This window comes from Vampirovibrio chlorellavorus, from assembly GCF_003149375.1.
Taxonomy (GTDB): domain Bacteria; phylum Cyanobacteriota; class Vampirovibrionia; order Vampirovibrionales; family Vampirovibrionaceae; genus Vampirovibrio; species Vampirovibrio chlorellavorus_B.
The window spans coordinates 166,372-181,447 of sequence record NZ_QFWH01000005.1; the positions used below are offsets into that span (position 1 = coordinate 166,372).

Consider the following 15,076-nt stretch of genomic DNA (forward strand, 5'->3'; position numbering starts at 1 on the left):
TGCCTGCAGAGAAATGCCTGTGATTTCCGGTACCAGATGACACCGGGGCGGGTGCGCTTCTTCGGTTCTTTGTGTGTATGGCCTGCGATTTGCGGATGGAGCCCCTCACGTATAATGGAAGTAGCGTTTTTTGCAAAGGAGAGGCTGTATGCGGTTTGAAGCAATTACCGGGCAAGTGGCCCAGTTTTCGGGAGAGGTTCTGGTACTGGGCATCACGCAGGGCAGCCCGGCTCTGGAGGACACTGTTCAGGTGGTTGATGCCGCATTGGGACAGTATATTAGCGGCTGCCTGAACGCCGAAACGTCCGTGTTTAAAGCCAAGCCCGGAGAAACCCTGACCCTGCCCACTTACGGAAAACTTCCTGCGGCGCACGTGGTGCTGGTGGGCCTGGGCAAGGTGGAGGAACTGAAAAGCAATCAGTGGCGTCGGGCTGTTGCCGCCGCCGTGCGGGCTTGCAAGAAACTGAAAGCGAAAACGCTGGGCATGGGCTTGCCGGAGCCGGTAATTCGGGCACTGGGGCCGGAGGCGGCCTGCCGGTTGTTGGCGGAAGGGGCCCTGTTGGGTCAATACGACTTTCACCTTCGTAAAACCCTGAGCAAGGCCGGTGAGGACAATGGAGAATCGGCTGCCAATGGCGTGACCGATTTGGACGTGCTGACGGTGGTTGAGCCGCAGGCAGACCGTCTGGAGGCGATCCAGCGGGGGTTACGGGTGGGGCAAGTGGTGGCGGAGCATACCAATTTGGCCCGTCACTGGGTGAATGACAGCGCCAATTACGTCACGCCCACCTTTTTAAGGCAACAGGCCGAAGGCATTCCAGGTTTGCAGTGTGAGGTTCTGGATTTTGATGCCATCAAGGCCTTGGGTATGGGGGCTTTCCAGCTGGTGGCTCAGGGCAGCGAGCAACCGCCTTACCTCATTCACCTGTGTTACAAGCCATCCGGCACCCCCTCCCGCAAGGTGGCCCTGGTGGGCAAGGGCATTACCTTTGACAGCGGCGGGTTATCGCTCAAACCGGCGGCCTCCATGGAGCTGATGAAAATGGATATGGCCGGTGCCGCGGCGGTGTTGGCCACTCTCAAGGCTGTGTCGGCGTTGAAGGATTTAAACATTGAGGTGCATGGCTTTATTCCTACCTGCGAGAATATGCCCAGTGGGGTGTCCAGCAAGCCGGGCGATATCGTGACGGCCATGAATGGAAAGACCATTGAGGTCAATAATACGGACGCCGAAGGTCGGCTGATTCTCTGTGACGCCCTGACTTACGCCCAGCGACAGGTGGATCCGGATGAGCTGGTGGACATCGCCACTTTGACCGGAGCCTGTGTGACCGCCCTGGGCAAAGTGGCCGCCGGTATTATGGGCACCAGCGACCCCCTGATTGAACGCTTGCGGGTCGCGGGGGAGCAGGCGGGAGAAAAACTATGGCAACTGCCCCTGTACGACGAGTACAAGGCCTTTTTAAAAAGCGATGTGGCCGACCTGATCAATTCCGGGGCCAAGGGACAAGCGGGTTCGTCGGCGGGCGGCATGTTTCTGAAGGAATTTGTGGACAAAAAGCGGGCCTGGGCGCATCTGGATATTGCGGGCCCGGCCTGGGCCACCAGTGATACGCCGGAGGTGCCCAAGGGGGGCACCGGCTTTGGCGTCCGCACCCTGTTGTATTATTTGTACGGCTGGCAGGCGTAAAAAAGCGGCACTGCAATCAGCGCCGCTTCAGAAGATTTGATGCCAGTCATTACCCGGAGATTATCGGGGGGGCGCGCCGGGCGCGTTCTGGTACAACGCGGTGGCCGGGCCCAGGGTGCTGGCGTACATGTTGTTGTAATAGGCGTCCGCATAATAGTTGCCCGAATAGATTGGCGAGTAGGGGGGCGTCATCGCCGGTGGAGGGGCGCTGCTGGCCCCAATTTTATCCACGTCAGCCCGGTTGATCAGGCCTCTTAAATCGGCGTGGTCGATTTTGCCATCATACCGGCCATCATTCTTTTCACCCGTGTCCGCCGCTTTGAACAGGTCTGCGTTGTTCAGCAATTTTTTGGCGGCGGCCTTTTGCTCTTCGGTGTCCCCGTACTGGGCAATGTGGCTTAAGCCTTCCCGATTGAGGATGCCCCAGTTGTGATCCTTCATGAAGCTCTGGAGCGCCATGAGTGCCTGGGTGTTGGTCATCTTCTGATCCAAAGGCAATACCCCTTGGGCGCCGGGATTCGCCACCATCTTGTTGAGGCTGTCCACGCTGAACTGGCCGTCATCCTGGCCATCAAAGTGATCCACCCGGCCCCGTAAGCCGTTTTGGTTGTCCAGCAGGTATTGAATGGCGTCTTTGTCCGCTTTGGAGTATTTGCCGCTCTTGTCATCCAGGGCGCTGCGCAAATCGTTGACGTTAATCATGCCATCGCCCTGCCCGGCGTTCTGGGCGTCCAGTTTGCCGGAAATGCTTTGAATCCGGGCCAATGCCGTATTATCGTTCAGAGGAGGCTGTGGTTGCCAGGGCCCGCCGACCGGTGGTGGCGGGTAGCTGCCCCAGGGTGAGGAGGGGAACGCTCCGCCGTAGGAGCCGTAAGGGTATGCACCGTAACCACCGTAACTGCCGCCCCAGGCATAGTTGTAAGCGCTGACCGATTGCGGTGATGCGCCAGCGCCGCCCCCGAAGTATTTGGCCAGCATTGGGTCGGTCGTGCCGCCGGGTGCTGGTCCACTGACTGGGCTTCCCGCGCCAGTGGCCGCATAGCTCACGGATTGAGTATTGATATACGGTGAAGTCATTCTGTCCCCCTGTATGCCCCACGGTTTAGGCTTAACGCCTTTTTTTTCGAGAGTCTGACTGTTGAGAGTCTGAAATCTTGATGAGAACGGGCCTGTGTCATTCATCCGGCCTGCTTCGGCCATTCAGACTGAACTTTGCATAGTATTCTGCTCGCTCAGTGTCCTGCCCGCTCAGTGTCAAGAATAATCAGCCTGTCCCAATGTGTACAACCATTGATTATTTGTACATGAGCATAAAAACAATTGATGTCCGTTTTGTGCCATCTAATTTTTTTCTCAAAAGAAAAGCACCCGATCGGTCTCCCGACCGGGTGCATCGTCGTACCGCTCTCTATATAAAAATTATGGCGTGCGACCGGCACCGGTGCCCGTGGTGCTGACACCCAGGCTTTCAATGCGGATTTGCAACCGATCTCCCACCCCGATTACGATGTTGCTGTTGCGCTTGTCCAGCGGGTCCACTTCCTTGCTGCTGAGCTGTTGAACCAGCGGTTCATCCAGCACTTCGGCCTTGCCGATTTTGGTGCCATACAGGGCGCCTGCGGAAGTGCTGATTTCCCGGGACAAGGCCGCCGTGGAACGATCGGGGTGAAAGACGACCCCCTGAAGTTCGGTGGCTTTCAGAATCCCGTCGGTATTGGCAATGGTGGCGCTCATGGGAATCCGTTGTCCTTCCGGGGTAATAAAGCCATTGAAGGTAATTCCCAGTTGGGCGTTGTCATTGGTTTGATTTTTGGAAATCACGCTGTTAATCACGCCCAGCACCTTGCTGCCCGCCGGGGCAATGATTTTTCCATTGGTGTCAAACAGGGGGTGATCCAGAATGAGCATCACTGGATCGCCGGGTTTGTTGAATTCCGAGTACAGGGCCTTGGCCACGGTGCCGGTAAAGGTGGTGTTGGCGGGCAGGCTGATGGGCCCCTGCGCCTCCAGGTTGGTGGGGGTGGTTGTGGTGTTTACTTTGCGGAATTCCACGATGGTGTCGGCACTGTTCCTGAACGGGGGCGATTTATAGCCGATTTTTTCGGCCTCGGTGCTTTCCGTGGTGCTGTACCCGCCGGAAACGGCGCTGGTACCGGTGGAAGGCGCTTGTTCGGTTTGGGCAAGCACCTTTCCATTCTGAACGATGGCGATATCCCGGTTCTGGTAGAGATCGTTGAGTAGTGCCGCTGTTTCTGCCCGGTTGATGGGGCGAAGTGGCTCAATTTTGTTGGGGCCACTGGCCGGATCAATTTCAAATAAGTCGTACTGAATGGCGGTGGCCACCTGACGGCGGGCCGCGTTGGGCACCTGATCAGCATCACTGTATTTACTCAATACGGCGTTGGTTTCAGCCTCGCTCAGCAGCGGCTTGTTCAGGGCGCCGCCCACAGCGGCCAGGGCTTCTACCCGCCGTACCGGGTTGGTGGGACGAAAGACACCCGACGGGTAGTTGTTAATCCAGTCCTGATTTTCCACATTGCCAAAGGCCCAACCGTTTTGAGAGACCTGCTTGAAGCTGGGGACGCTGTTGGCCTTCTTGCTTTCCAGGCCCAGGGTTCTGGCGGCCATCTGGGAAAACTCGGAGCGGGTCAGCCAGGCGTCCGGGTGGAAGTTACCGTCATTAAAGCCACTCATCACCTGCATGTCCATCATGGTGTTGATGTCGCTTTGAGCCCAGTTGCCACTGATATCGGCAGGAGGCATTGCTGCAGAGGCCATACCGCAGGCCAAACCCAATGTAAGCGACAGGGTAATCAGATTACTTTTTTTCATGTGGGTACTCCTTTGTTTCAGTGAACTCTCGTGTATGTAGCGGGTGTGCCCGGTCTGGCCAGCCAAAGGCTTGCCTTTTGCTGACAGGCGAAAAAGCCGGTAATTATCCGGAAACCTTGCCAGTCTCAATCGTTGCCAAACGACCCTCAACCCAAAATAGCAAAGCCCAATGCCAAATTTTTTTGGGCATCCATGGGTTTGGCGCTATTGTGGAAAAGTTAAATTGGACTGACGGTAGCTGTTAATTCCCTGACCCAGCTATTTAATACAGCTATACATTAAGCAATCATTGATAATGGTTCAATTAGCCTATCGGCTAGATGGAGAGCGCCCTTCTGGCTAGCAAAGCGGAATCAACGGAATAAAAACGGGAACACAAGCGGGTGGTTGGCTCTGGCGCAATCAGGCGCAAACAGCACAAACCAGGTGCGAGGCCTGAAGCCACTCACCCGGCAGGGTTTGAAAAATGATGAACGCCGTGGGATGAATGCACCAAAGGGTTCAGGCGATTACCCCGATCCCGCCGAAAACTGGTGTTTGTGGGGTGGGAATGCCCGCACTAAGGCTGACCCCGACGCTTGATAACATACCATCCACGGATAGTACGCTCTGAGCCAGGCTGATGTCCATCATATTGACCATAGGGGAAGATATGGCAGCAGCCTGAGGATTGGTCATCGCCATCTGCATGACTGCTCTGAGCAGGCTTTGGCTGAACAGGTTGGTGTAGGAACCGGCAAATGTTTGAGACATGGCTGTTTCTCTCTCTCAGCTTTCCTATGATAATTTTGCGCGGGAGGTGTGGCTTAAAATTCCACAATAAAATAAAAACAGCTTATTGACAGAAATTGCCTGACGCTGGAAACGGGAGCCTGTAAAAAGCGTCGGATATATAACTGGCCGCTAGTGTTGGGAGCTTGATCTGGAGCTGGATCTAATGTTGCGCTCTACCAGCAAAATGGGAGGCAGGCACTGCAGCGGGAGGGGGTTAATTCTCAGCGCTTTGCGGCGCAATGGAACCCACCAGCACATACTTTTCCTGCGGGGTACGCAGGGCTTCTCTCAGCTTCTCTTCGTCGACCCGGGCGTTGGGGAACTGCTGCTGAATCTCCTGCTTTACTTTTTCCACGGAGGGCATGCCCTTGCGGAAGGGGTCCCCGTAGACGGCCACCTTCACTTCATCGGCGTGCCGACGGATGACCACGGGTTGATAGACCACTTCAACCGGGGTGCCCACATCCACCAGCTCAAACAGGGCCTCAGCATCCGGAACCCGCAGGCGGACACAGCCATGAGAGCTTAACTTGCCCACCGATGCCGGGTTATCGGTGCCGTGCATGCCGTACTCGCCGCCGGGATCTCTCAGAAAGCCCATCCAGCGGGTACCCAAAGGATTGTTCTGGCCGGGGGACAGTCGCATTTTCCCGGAAGCCATGTAGGGATTTTCCCATCCGGGATCTTCCACCTTGCGAATGATGCTGAAGCGGCCCAGGGGGGTGGGAAAGCCGACTCGACCGACGCCCACTGGAAAGTAGCGAATGATGCGGTCGCCTTCGTAAACCCACAGGGTGCGGCTGGGGATATTGATCTTGATGTGAATAGGTTCGGTGGGACTGACCGGGGTGACCGCCGCCGCAGATTTTCCGTTGTCCGCTGGCGGGGTCTTTTGCGCGGAAAGGGGTTCAGCACCCACGCCTAGTCCCAGGCACAAGCCCAGCGTTAGCGTGAGTGCTGAAATGAATGAACCTTGAATCAAACGAACTGGCATAATGAATGTCCCGGAGTCGGTGGTCAGGGGCCAGCCTCGTTTTAACCGAAGATCTGGCGATTTACCAGTAGCCCCGCACGGTGGATTTGCGTTCTGTGGGCTTACGGATGGGGGTACGGGTTTCCTCGGTGCTGCTGGCTATCTGCGTGTTGATGTCAATCATGGACACAATTTCCTGCGTATTAACAAAGTTGCTGGAAGCGATCTGATTGCCATCGGCGTCATTGATATAATAGGCAACCTCCTGTCCGGGCGTCAAGCTGGCGGTTTGGGACTTATCCAGCTGAATGACCCGCGCGCCGTTGGGCGGAATGACCATGGTTGAATTGAGCTGCGGAATGCTCAGGCTGACGGGGCGGGGGGTCGGGTTTAAGGCCAGAATGGAGGTATTGCCTTCCCCAATGGTCAGTTTGGGCAGGAACATGGGACTGCTGCCATCGCTGCTGCCAATGATGATGGCGTCCTGGGTATAGCCAAATTGCTTGCTCAGCGCCAGGTTGCTCAGCCCGGGCTGGGCGACCACAGGGCCCTGGGTCTGCTCTGAACTGTACTGGCTGGTGCGGGTGACGCTGTTGGTCTGCGTTTTCATGGTGTCTTCGGCCAACGCGCTCAGTGAGATGCCCAGACTGATGGCTGTTGCTATGATCAGTCCCGAAACCATAGACTGTTGCATGGAATATCCCTCCTCGATTGTTCTCCTCAGTTTTCCTTCCCTGTCTTTCTGTTCCGGCTTGCGTCGCTCATTGCCTTTCGCGGTGGGCGTCCAGCGCTGATCTGTCTGCTTTGTGCTTATCCGGTTTTGTATTGGCTTGGTAAGGTGCTGGCAAACCGGTATGTCGGGTGATTTTCGGGTTTGCGCCCCTGCTGATTCCGTGCTTCAGGGCGTTCGGGCTAGGTTCAGGAATGCAATGTCGGGCTGAAGCACAGTCGGGTTTTCAGGCCGGGGCCTGATGGTGGTTGAACCTGTGGATCGGCAGAGTCAGGAATGACAGAGCTGGTTTTTAATGATTGAGTATATTGGATTAAAAATGATTCTGGTATTTCCCAAACGGCTAGAGATAATTACCCGGTGGACGGATATGGACGGATATAGGTACATGCGAATAGAGTGAGCCGGGTAGACTCACTCTATGAAAGAACTTTTTGCGGATGACCGGGAAGCTAGTCCAGATACAGGCAGGTGACCAGCTTGTGGTTTTCATTGGCGTAATCAATGGCCGTGTGCAGGGTGGGGCTGTCGTGAGAAAGCAGAATAATCAGTTGCTGGCACTCATCCACAATCTCCCGGTTGCACAGGCGGCTGGCATCGGCCAGCTTCATCATGCTCCATTCCGGGTGTTCCACGATGTTGGGAATGCCGATGAGTTGATCCTGCACATCGGAAGGCTGTTGGCCGATGGTTTGGGGCAAGATGACTTTCAGTAGTTCCGGGTTGCCTTTCATGGCTCCCCGAATGGCTGCCGCGTTGGTCCCGGAGGAGCCCCCACTGGTGATGACCTGATTGCCGTTGTGGGTCAGGGAGAAGGCCAGCATCTCGATAATCTGCTGATGGGGCAGGGGAATGTTCCGGCTGCCGATGATGGCGATGGCCTTGGACTTTTGTTGCAACATGCTCAGCTCGGCTGCCAGGTCGTCGTTGGGATCGGGGGTGTCCTGATCCAGCTCGTCCTTGGGCATGATGGGCACCAGGATGGTCTGTTCCTGCTTCGGGTCGTCAAACATGTTGCGGATACCGACAGTGGCCATGGCGGCGGGTGCTTTGGCCTCAAACGAGGAATGCTCAGTCATGGGGTCCCTTCCATCCTTTTGGAATGTTCAAAAAACGAAATTTGCCTGGGTTGAGATTGCCGCTTTTTAGGGGGCTTCGATTGGAAAATGGGTGTAAATGCTCAGGGTCAACTTGCCATGAAACAACCCGTTGGGCTTTGTTTTAACGCCCGTAAGATTGTGCAATCCCACGTTTTCCCAACAAGCCATCGACAAGCGACTGATTTGAACATTATATTATATAAAACCCCGCTGATTGTGCTACTTCTTTTCAGATTTTTTAAGCACGGCCCCCTCTGACCCCTATCGGGCGCATTTCAAGCGCTGCCCAAGTCAGTCTCCTCAGGACAGTTTCACCGATTCACCCTGACCAAGTCAGTCTCATCGGGTCAGCCTTGCGGACGCTGGAACCGTGATGCCCCGCCTCCCCATCTGCCGACTTGCAGGAACCCCGAGTGATCCGCCTTTCATGCTGGCAGCTTGCGTTTTGTTTTTGTCCAGTTTTGTTTTTAACATGTTTTCTTATGGGTGCTATTCTAGGGGGCCCTGTGTTTCACAGAATTTCCCCGGAAATGTTCGGGAAAATCCCCAATCCTGAATTTTTGAGTCGATGATGACGTTTTAGAGAGGTTAGGCGATAGCAATGAACGGTTTGCTCCAGAATTTAAACGAGGCCCAACTAGAGGCGGTGACTCATCAATTGGGGCCTTTGCTGGTTCTGGCCGGTGCCGGTAGCGGTAAAACCAGAGTCCTGACCCACCAAATCGCCCATCGCATTGAATCGGGCGTTCATCCGGCGGAAATTTTAGCGGTGACCTTTACCAACAAGGCGGCCCGGGAAATGCGGGAACGCTTGCAGCACCTGGTGGGAGAGGCCAATGGCCGCAGCCTGTGGATTGGCACCTTCCACAGCATTTGCGGGCGTATTCTGCGCCGGGATGTCAGCCACTACACCTCCAAGGCCGGGCGCACCTGGAACAACAACTTTGTCATCTACGATGAAACCGAGTCCATGGCGGCGGTGAAAACGGTGATCAAGGCCCTGAACCTGGATGACAAGCTGTACGCCCCCAAGAACATCCGCTATTCCATCTCCGGCTTTAAAAACCAGATGCTGGACGCCTACGATTACGCCACCACGGCCAAGGACTTCCGCACCGAGAAGCTGGCCCAGATTTATGATGGCTACGAGGCCGAACTGGCCCGCAACAACGCCATGGACTTTGATGACATGCTGATGATCACGGTGAAGTTGCTGCAACAGAACCCGCATGTCTTGCAGCGGTATCACGATCAGTTCAAGCACCTGCTGGTGGACGAGTTTCAGGATACCAACGATGCCCAGTACGAGCTGGTACGCCTGCTGGCGGAAGGCTGCCTGAAAGAGGACAGCACCCCGGAATCCCAACAGGCCTTGTGGCTGAACCGCAGCCTGACTGTGGTGGGCGATGTGGATCAGTCTATCTATAGCTGGCGGGGTGCCAATTTCCGCATTATCCTGAACTTCCAAAGCGGCTTTGTGGGTGCCAAGGTCATCAAGCTGCTGCACAATTACCGCTCCACGGCCAACATTCTGGAAGTGGCCAACGCCATCATCGAGCAAAACCAGGAGCGCTTGCCCAAGGAGCTGATTTCCGTGCGGGGGGCCGGGGAGAAAATCAACTGCTACGAGGCCAAGGACGATCGGGAAGAGGCGTTCTACATTCTGGATCGTATTCAGCAGATGATTAACACCGGCAATTACAAGCCCGGCGATTGCTGTATTTTGTACCGCACCAACGTGCAAAGCCGGGTGCTGGAAGATGTGCTGATCTCTCGGGGCATTCCCTACAACATGGTGGGCGGCCTCAAGTTCTACGAGCGCAAGGAAATCAAGGACGTTCTGGCATATCTCACGGTCATTTTCAACGATCAGGACGGCTACAGCGTCAAGCGCATTCTGAATGTGCCCAAGCGGGGAGTGGGCAAAACCAGCATCGAGTATCTGGAAGCCACCGCCGCCCAGCACAACGCTTCACTTTATCAGGTTTTGCGTCAGGCCGATCAGGTGCCGGATCTCAAGCCCAAGGCGGTCAAGGCCATTCAGGGCTTTGTCTCGGTCATGGAACGCCTCAAACGGCTGGCCACCGAGGTGGGTCTGGATGAACTGGTCACCCAGATTCTGGATTTAACCGGTTATTTCGATGAACTGAAGCTGGAAGACCCCACCGATACGGAGGGGCGACAGGCCAACGTGCAGGAATTTATCAGCGTGGCCCGCCAGTTTATGATTGAAAACCCGCCCACCGAAGACAGCCAGCCGGGCTTGGCCGAATTTTTAACCCAGATGTCCCTGCTCAGTGATATTGATACCTCGGAGCCGGTGGAAAACAAGATCGTGCTGATGACCCTGCACGCCTGCAAGGGGCTGGAATTCCCGGTGGTGGCCGTGTGCGGCCTGGAAGAGGGACTGTTCCCCCATTTCCGTTCCTTGAACGACACTACCCAGATGGAAGAAGAGCGCCGCTTGATGTATGTGGGCGTCACTCGGGCCATGGAGCGCCTGTTTTTGACCTACGCCCGCCGCCGACTGATTATGGGCGAATTGCGCTACTCCCAGCCCAGCCGCTTCCTGAAGGAGATCCCGCAAGAGTATCTCTCGGGCTTTTATACGCTGGAATCGACCAGCACCAATCGTTACAGCGATGAGGCGGTGGACGACCTGCGCCGGGGCGGTTCTTCCTCTGAGGGGCGTAGTAGCGGGTACTCGTCCGAGCGGTTCACCGATTCTGATTACGGCGGAAGCAGTTTTAAATCCGGCAAGTCCTCGGCCGGGCGATCCGGCGGCGGTGGCTACCAGTATGGCAGCGGTAATTCGGGGTACTCCAATGTCAGTTCGCACTTGCGGAATGTCACGCCCAAAAAGTCGTCGCCCTCCGCCTTGCCCACCGTCGGTTCCAATCGCCCGCAACCGGCCCCCTCGGCGGCAGCCTTCAAGGTGGGGGATCGGGTAACTCATGCCAAATTCGGGGAGGGTACGGTCAGTCAGGTGCTGGGCGATGGCGACAAGGCCATTTACAGCATCCAGTTTGACACCATCGCCGGAAAGAAGCTGCTCGATCCCAAGTTCGCCAAGCTGGACAAGGCATAATTAAGATTAATCTTACAGCGCTTCGATCAGCACCACGCTGAGATCGTCTTCCAGCGGGTGACCTTCGGTGAAATCCGAGAGTTGCTGAATGATCTCATCCAGGATGCGGGGCGACTTCTGCTCGATAAGGGCTATAAAGGTCTGCTCCAGCTGTTCTTCGGAGTACATGGCCTCGTGGATGTTCCGCATTTCGCTGACCCCATCGGTGAACATGAATATCTTGTCCCCCGGTGCCAAATCCACCCGGCCCAGCGGATATTCCATGTTTTTAATCCACACCAGCGGGGTGCCGTTTTCTTTCAGGCGGTACAGTTTGTGTTCGGATGCCTTGTAGTAAAGCGGGTAGGGATGTCCGGCCCCGGAAAACTCAAAGACCTGCTTGTGCGGCTGATCCTCCGGGGTGAAAATGCGTCCGTAGATGCCGGTGACATACTCCCCGGTCTTGATGATATCGGCCAGCTCGTTGTTCAGGTGGTACAGGATGTCGGCGGGGCAATCGTGGTTGTGGGTAATCCGGTAGAAGGATGACTTGAAAATGGCGGTAATAAAGCCCGCCGGAACCCCGTGTCCGGACACATCGGCAATGGCCACCCCCACCGTGCCGCCGGGGAACTGAATGACATCGTAGATGTCCCCGCCCAGGGCGTCGCAGGGCAGGTAAACACCGGAAATTTTCAGTTTGTCGTTTCGGTAATGGCATTTGCTAAAGGCGGAAACATCCTCGGCGGGCAGGGTGGCATCCGGTAAAAAGGGGGGAAGCAGGCTTTGTTGCAACTGACGGGCCACGTACAACTCTTTTTCCACTTGCAAGTTGCGCTCATACAGCTCCGTGTTCATTTTGTTGAGCTGGGCGGCCAGTTGCACGGACTGGCTGATCAGCCGTTTGTTGCGAATGGCTGATTTGAGCCGGGCCAGAATCTCCACCTCTTCCGTCTCGATGGAAATCAGGTCGCTGACTCCGTTTTCCAGACTTGCCAATAGTTTGGTATTGGGCCTTAGCTGGCTGTGGATGAAAATAATGGGGATATTCTCGGTCTCCGGGTCGTTTTTGAGGCCTTGGCAGACCTGGGTTCCTTTTTGCTCGGAGAGAATGGGGTCCACCAGAATCAGGTCGGGTTGTTCGGCTTTGATTTCGGCAACCAGCCCTGTTTCGCCCCGTGGAGAGACCAGTTGGTAGCCTTGCCCCTGCAATTTCCGGTAGATTTCGCACAAACCCGGATGCTGGTTATCTATCGATTCAACCGAGAAGATTTTGAACATGGGGAACCTCTGCCATTGGGACGAAAAACGGGGAAACCCGGTGGGGGCGCTAGACAGGAAGGATTTTTTTTCCAGGCTTTATATTTTTCTTCTTGCCAGGGGGGATGTAGGCATATTCGGCAGCCCGGTTAAAAACCTGAATGAAAATGCGCGCCTATTTTCAGGTGTTTAAAAATTGAGATCGGCAAGCTGCCAAAAATGAGGATCGCCCCGACAAAGTCCTCTATTCGGGGGAAGGAAAGAGACACCCAAACGCTTACCATGGTTACAACGGTTACAACACACTGAAGTTTTTGTGGTGAGTGGATTTTAAAGAGAGCCCAAGCTGGTTCAAGGCGGGCTGAAAATGGGCTTTGGTTCTTTAAGAGGATAGAGCGAGGAGGCTTGCGGGCATGGTAACGGCAACAACAACGACCGGCAGTGTTTTCTGGACACAACCGCTGGATGAGGAAGTATCGGCCTCTATTACCCAAACCTGGACGGATCAGGCCATCAAGTGCTACGTGACCAATGCCGATTGTGGTAATTGCTCCATTCCCAAGGGCGGATATTCCTTTGTGTGCCAGATGAACAAGGTGGTGCCGGTTTTGCTCAAGACACTGGGACATCCCGAACCCAAGCGGGTGGACAGATTGCTGCCCTACCTTAGCCAGTATTAAACGGATTTTAAAAGCGTAACCCCCTATGAAGCTGATTCAATAGCCGGAGTCCCCTCCGGCTTTCTTTTTGGAATTTTTTAGGCAAGGCTGCCTTACCATTTTTTATTTCCGCTTCACTCTGTCATTCCCGGTCATTCCCGCGAAAGCATACACCTGCCCGGGAATGACATCTAGCACAGTCGGTAATGATGTCGCAGGGCTTTACAACAAGGAGAAACGCACTAGAGTGGGCATTACTGCGGCGCTTCAATTCAAATCTTCGGGAGATTTGAATTTTAACCCAAAAGTAAAACCGGACTTTTACGGAAAAAGTCCGGCCAATCGAAGGGGTATACATTTACAAGACTTATTATACGTCTTTTTTGTTTTTACAACAATTAGGTTATTTTGTTTTTGAAAAATTCCACCACCTGTGGAATGTCATTTTCTGAAGGGCCTTGCCAGCCCTGATTTTTCACGGCAGGGCTTTGATTGCTGGGTTGTGTCAAATTTAAATACCCATTAGAAAAGCACTCCGCCCAACGGAGGATGTGCCAAATCCGGGCACAGGCTGGCGCTTTAAAAAGGGGAGGTGTCAACCTCATTTGAACAAAGGTCGCCCTTAAATGGCGGACAGAGTGCTTTCTGTTAAACCAGCCAGTCGGCACACCGATTCCCGTGCCCAGCGATCCAGCGCCTGGATTTCGTTGAGGTCTGGATGGCTGGCAACCCCTTGTTTCTGATAGGCGATGAGCGTCTCTTCCAACAGGCGGGCAATGTCCATAAAGGCGATTTTGCCATCCAGAAATAACTGAACGGCCATTTCATCGGCCCCATTGAGAACGCAGGTGGCTCCGCTGCCCAGTTTTCCGGCCTCGTAAGCCAGCCGCACGCAGGGGAAGCGATCCAGATCCGGTGGCTCCAGATTCAATTGCGACAGGCTCATCAGATCGAGATGGACGGCGGCTTCCTGATTGGGCAAGCGCTGGGGATAGGTCATGGCGTACTGAATGGGGCCGTGCATATCGGGGGCCCCCAATTGCATCAGGATTGACCCATCCTGAAAGGCCACCCCGCTGTGAATAATGCTTTCCGGGTGGACGATTACCTGAATTTGAGGGTAGGACACCCCAAACAGCCAGTGGGCCTCAATGACTTCCAGCCCCTTGTTCATCATGGTGGCGGAATCGATGGTGATTTTGCGGCCCATCACCCAGTTGGGGTGCTTTAAGGCCTCTTGCAGGGTGACATGATTCAACTGGGCCCGCGTGTGGGTTCTGAATGGGCCCCCGGATGCGGTCAGGTACAGCTTGGAGATGGCCTGCGGGGGTTCCTGCTTCAGGCACTGGTGGATGGCCACATGCTCGCTATCGATGGGCACAACTTGGGACAAATACGGTTGTACCAGATGTCCGCCGGTGACGAAGGTCTCTTTGTTGGCCGTCAGCAGCTTGCGACCCGCTTTTAAGGCCAAGAGAGAGGGCTCCAGTCCAATCAGGCCCACCAGACCCACGATAAGCGTGTCAATACCCGGCCACAGGGCCAGGGCGTTCAGCCCTTCTGTCCCCACCAGAATCTCCCCCTGAAATTCGGGGGCCCGCGCCTTTAGTAAACTCACCAGGGCCGGGCGATCGCTTTCCGCCTGAATGGCGATGGCTTCCGGGCGAAATTCCGCCACCTGTTGGGCCAGCCGCTCCAGATTTTTTCCGGCGCCCAGCACTTTAATCTGAAAGCGATCCGGCATGCGACGAACCACATCCAGCACCTGGGTGCCGATGGAGCCGGTAGAGCCGAGTAGAGCGATTGCTTCTGTCATATTTTGTAAAATAACTGTTGTTTTTTCTATGCATGAACCGCTAAAAGGGTATCATAGAAGCGTGTGATGTTCGATTCCAATAATCATCCTCACCGCCCTCGGGAGATAGGCTGAGGAACAGACTGGAGAAAATTCTGAAAAAATATACTGAAGAAGCATACTGAGGCGTAAACAA

The 15,076-nt window shown here is 55.1% G+C and carries 11 protein-coding genes; 3 read left to right on the plus strand and 8 right to left on the minus strand.

What is annotated here, in order from left to right; translation table 11 throughout:
• Positions 1–148 precede the first annotated feature (148 nt).
• Entirely contained in the window at positions 149–1,690 is a 1,542-nt protein-coding gene (locus DF283_RS08275; RefSeq protein ID WP_303674292.1) for a leucyl aminopeptidase, read from the plus strand.
• Positions 1,691–1,750: 60 nt separating this feature from the next.
• On the opposite strand, the gene DF283_RS08280 is transcribed toward DF283_RS08275, so the two are convergent.
• From DF283_RS08280 to DF283_RS08305, 6 genes are all read right to left on the minus strand, one after another.
• The gene (locus DF283_RS08280) at positions 1,751–2,767 is read right to left on the minus strand and encodes a hypothetical protein (protein ID WP_303674293.1); all 1,017 of its coding nucleotides are present in this window, start codon (positions 2,765–2,767) and stop codon (positions 1,751–1,753) included.
• 342 nt (positions 2,768–3,109) lie between these two features.
• On the minus strand, positions 3,110–4,522 hold the full coding sequence (locus DF283_RS08285) for an S-layer homology domain-containing protein (RefSeq protein ID WP_303674294.1): 1,413 nt from the start codon (positions 4,520–4,522) through the stop codon (positions 3,110–3,112).
• Positions 4,523–5,023: 501 nt separating this feature from the next.
• Positions 5,024–5,275, minus strand: coding sequence for a hypothetical protein (locus tag DF283_RS08290; protein WP_303674295.1), 252 nt, complete (start codon positions 5,273–5,275; stop codon positions 5,024–5,026).
• A 235-nt stretch (positions 5,276–5,510) separates the two neighbouring features.
• Positions 5,511–6,290, minus strand: a complete 780-nt coding sequence (locus DF283_RS08295) for a L,D-transpeptidase (protein WP_303674296.1) — start codon at positions 6,288–6,290, stop codon at positions 5,511–5,513.
• 61 nt (positions 6,291–6,351) lie between these two features.
• On the minus strand, positions 6,352–6,963 hold the full coding sequence (locus tag DF283_RS08300; RefSeq protein ID WP_303674297.1) for a hypothetical protein: 612 nt from the start codon (positions 6,961–6,963) through the stop codon (positions 6,352–6,354).
• Positions 6,964–7,451: 488 nt separating this feature from the next.
• Complete coding sequence (locus tag DF283_RS08305) at positions 7,452–8,078, minus strand: DNA-processing protein DprA (protein WP_303674298.1); 627 nt, start codon at positions 8,076–8,078, stop codon at positions 7,452–7,454.
• A 622-nt stretch (positions 8,079–8,700) separates the two neighbouring features.
• Between DF283_RS08305 and DF283_RS08310 the strand changes: the two genes are divergently transcribed.
• Positions 8,701–11,187, plus strand: a complete 2,487-nt coding sequence (locus DF283_RS08310; RefSeq protein WP_303674299.1) for an ATP-dependent helicase — start codon at positions 8,701–8,703, stop codon at positions 11,185–11,187.
• A 12-nt stretch (positions 11,188–11,199) separates the two neighbouring features.
• Here DF283_RS08310 and DF283_RS08315 read toward each other — a convergent pair whose 3' ends face one another.
• Entirely contained in the window at positions 11,200–12,447 is a 1,248-nt protein-coding gene (locus DF283_RS08315) for a fused response regulator/phosphatase (RefSeq protein WP_303674300.1), read from the minus strand.
• Between the two features lie 392 nt (positions 12,448–12,839).
• Here DF283_RS08315 and DF283_RS08320 point away from each other — a divergent pair, with 392 nt between their 5' ends.
• Positions 12,840–13,106, plus strand: coding sequence for a hypothetical protein (locus tag DF283_RS08320; protein ID WP_303674301.1), 267 nt, complete (start codon positions 12,840–12,842; stop codon positions 13,104–13,106).
• 601 nt (positions 13,107–13,707) lie between these two features.
• Here the strand turns inward: DF283_RS08320 and dxr are convergent.
• Positions 13,708–14,901: a 1-deoxy-D-xylulose-5-phosphate reductoisomerase gene (gene dxr / locus DF283_RS08325; protein WP_303674302.1), complete on the minus strand. Its 1,194-nt coding sequence runs from the start codon at positions 14,899–14,901 to the stop codon at positions 13,708–13,710.
• Positions 14,902–15,076: the final 175 nt, after the last annotated feature.

What these genes read in the sequence shown, in the direction of transcription:
- DF283_RS08295 (WP_303674296.1), bottom strand. Translation starts at nt 6,290, where the DNA reads ATGCCAGTTCGTTTGATTCAAGGTTCATTCATTTCAGCACTCACGCTA.
- DF283_RS08285 (WP_303674294.1), bottom strand. Translation starts at nt 4,522, where the DNA reads ATGAAAAAAAGTAATCTGATTACCCTGTCGCTTACATTGGGTTTGGCC.
- DF283_RS08280 (WP_303674293.1), bottom strand. Translation starts at nt 2,767, where the DNA reads ATGACTTCACCGTATATCAATACTCAATCCGTGAGCTATGCGGCCACT.
- DF283_RS08315 (WP_303674300.1), bottom strand. Translation starts at nt 12,447, where the DNA reads ATGTTCAAAATCTTCTCGGTTGAATCGATAGATAACCAGCATCCGGGT.
- DF283_RS08305 (WP_303674298.1), bottom strand. Translation starts at nt 8,078, where the DNA reads ATGACTGAGCATTCCTCGTTTGAGGCCAAAGCACCCGCCGCCATGGCC.
- DF283_RS08320 (WP_303674301.1), top strand. Translation starts at nt 12,840, where the DNA reads ATGGTAACGGCAACAACAACGACCGGCAGTGTTTTCTGGACACAACCG.
- DF283_RS08290 (WP_303674295.1), bottom strand. Translation starts at nt 5,275, where the DNA reads ATGTCTCAAACATTTGCCGGTTCCTACACCAACCTGTTCAGCCAAAGC.
- dxr (WP_303674302.1), bottom strand. Translation starts at nt 14,901, where the DNA reads ATGACAGAAGCAATCGCTCTACTCGGCTCTACCGGCTCCATCGGCACC.
- DF283_RS08310 (WP_303674299.1), top strand. Translation starts at nt 8,701, where the DNA reads ATGAACGGTTTGCTCCAGAATTTAAACGAGGCCCAACTAGAGGCGGTG.
- DF283_RS08275 (WP_303674292.1), top strand. Translation starts at nt 149, where the DNA reads ATGCGGTTTGAAGCAATTACCGGGCAAGTGGCCCAGTTTTCGGGAGAG.
- DF283_RS08300 (WP_303674297.1), bottom strand. Translation starts at nt 6,963, where the DNA reads ATGCAACAGTCTATGGTTTCGGGACTGATCATAGCAACAGCCATCAGT.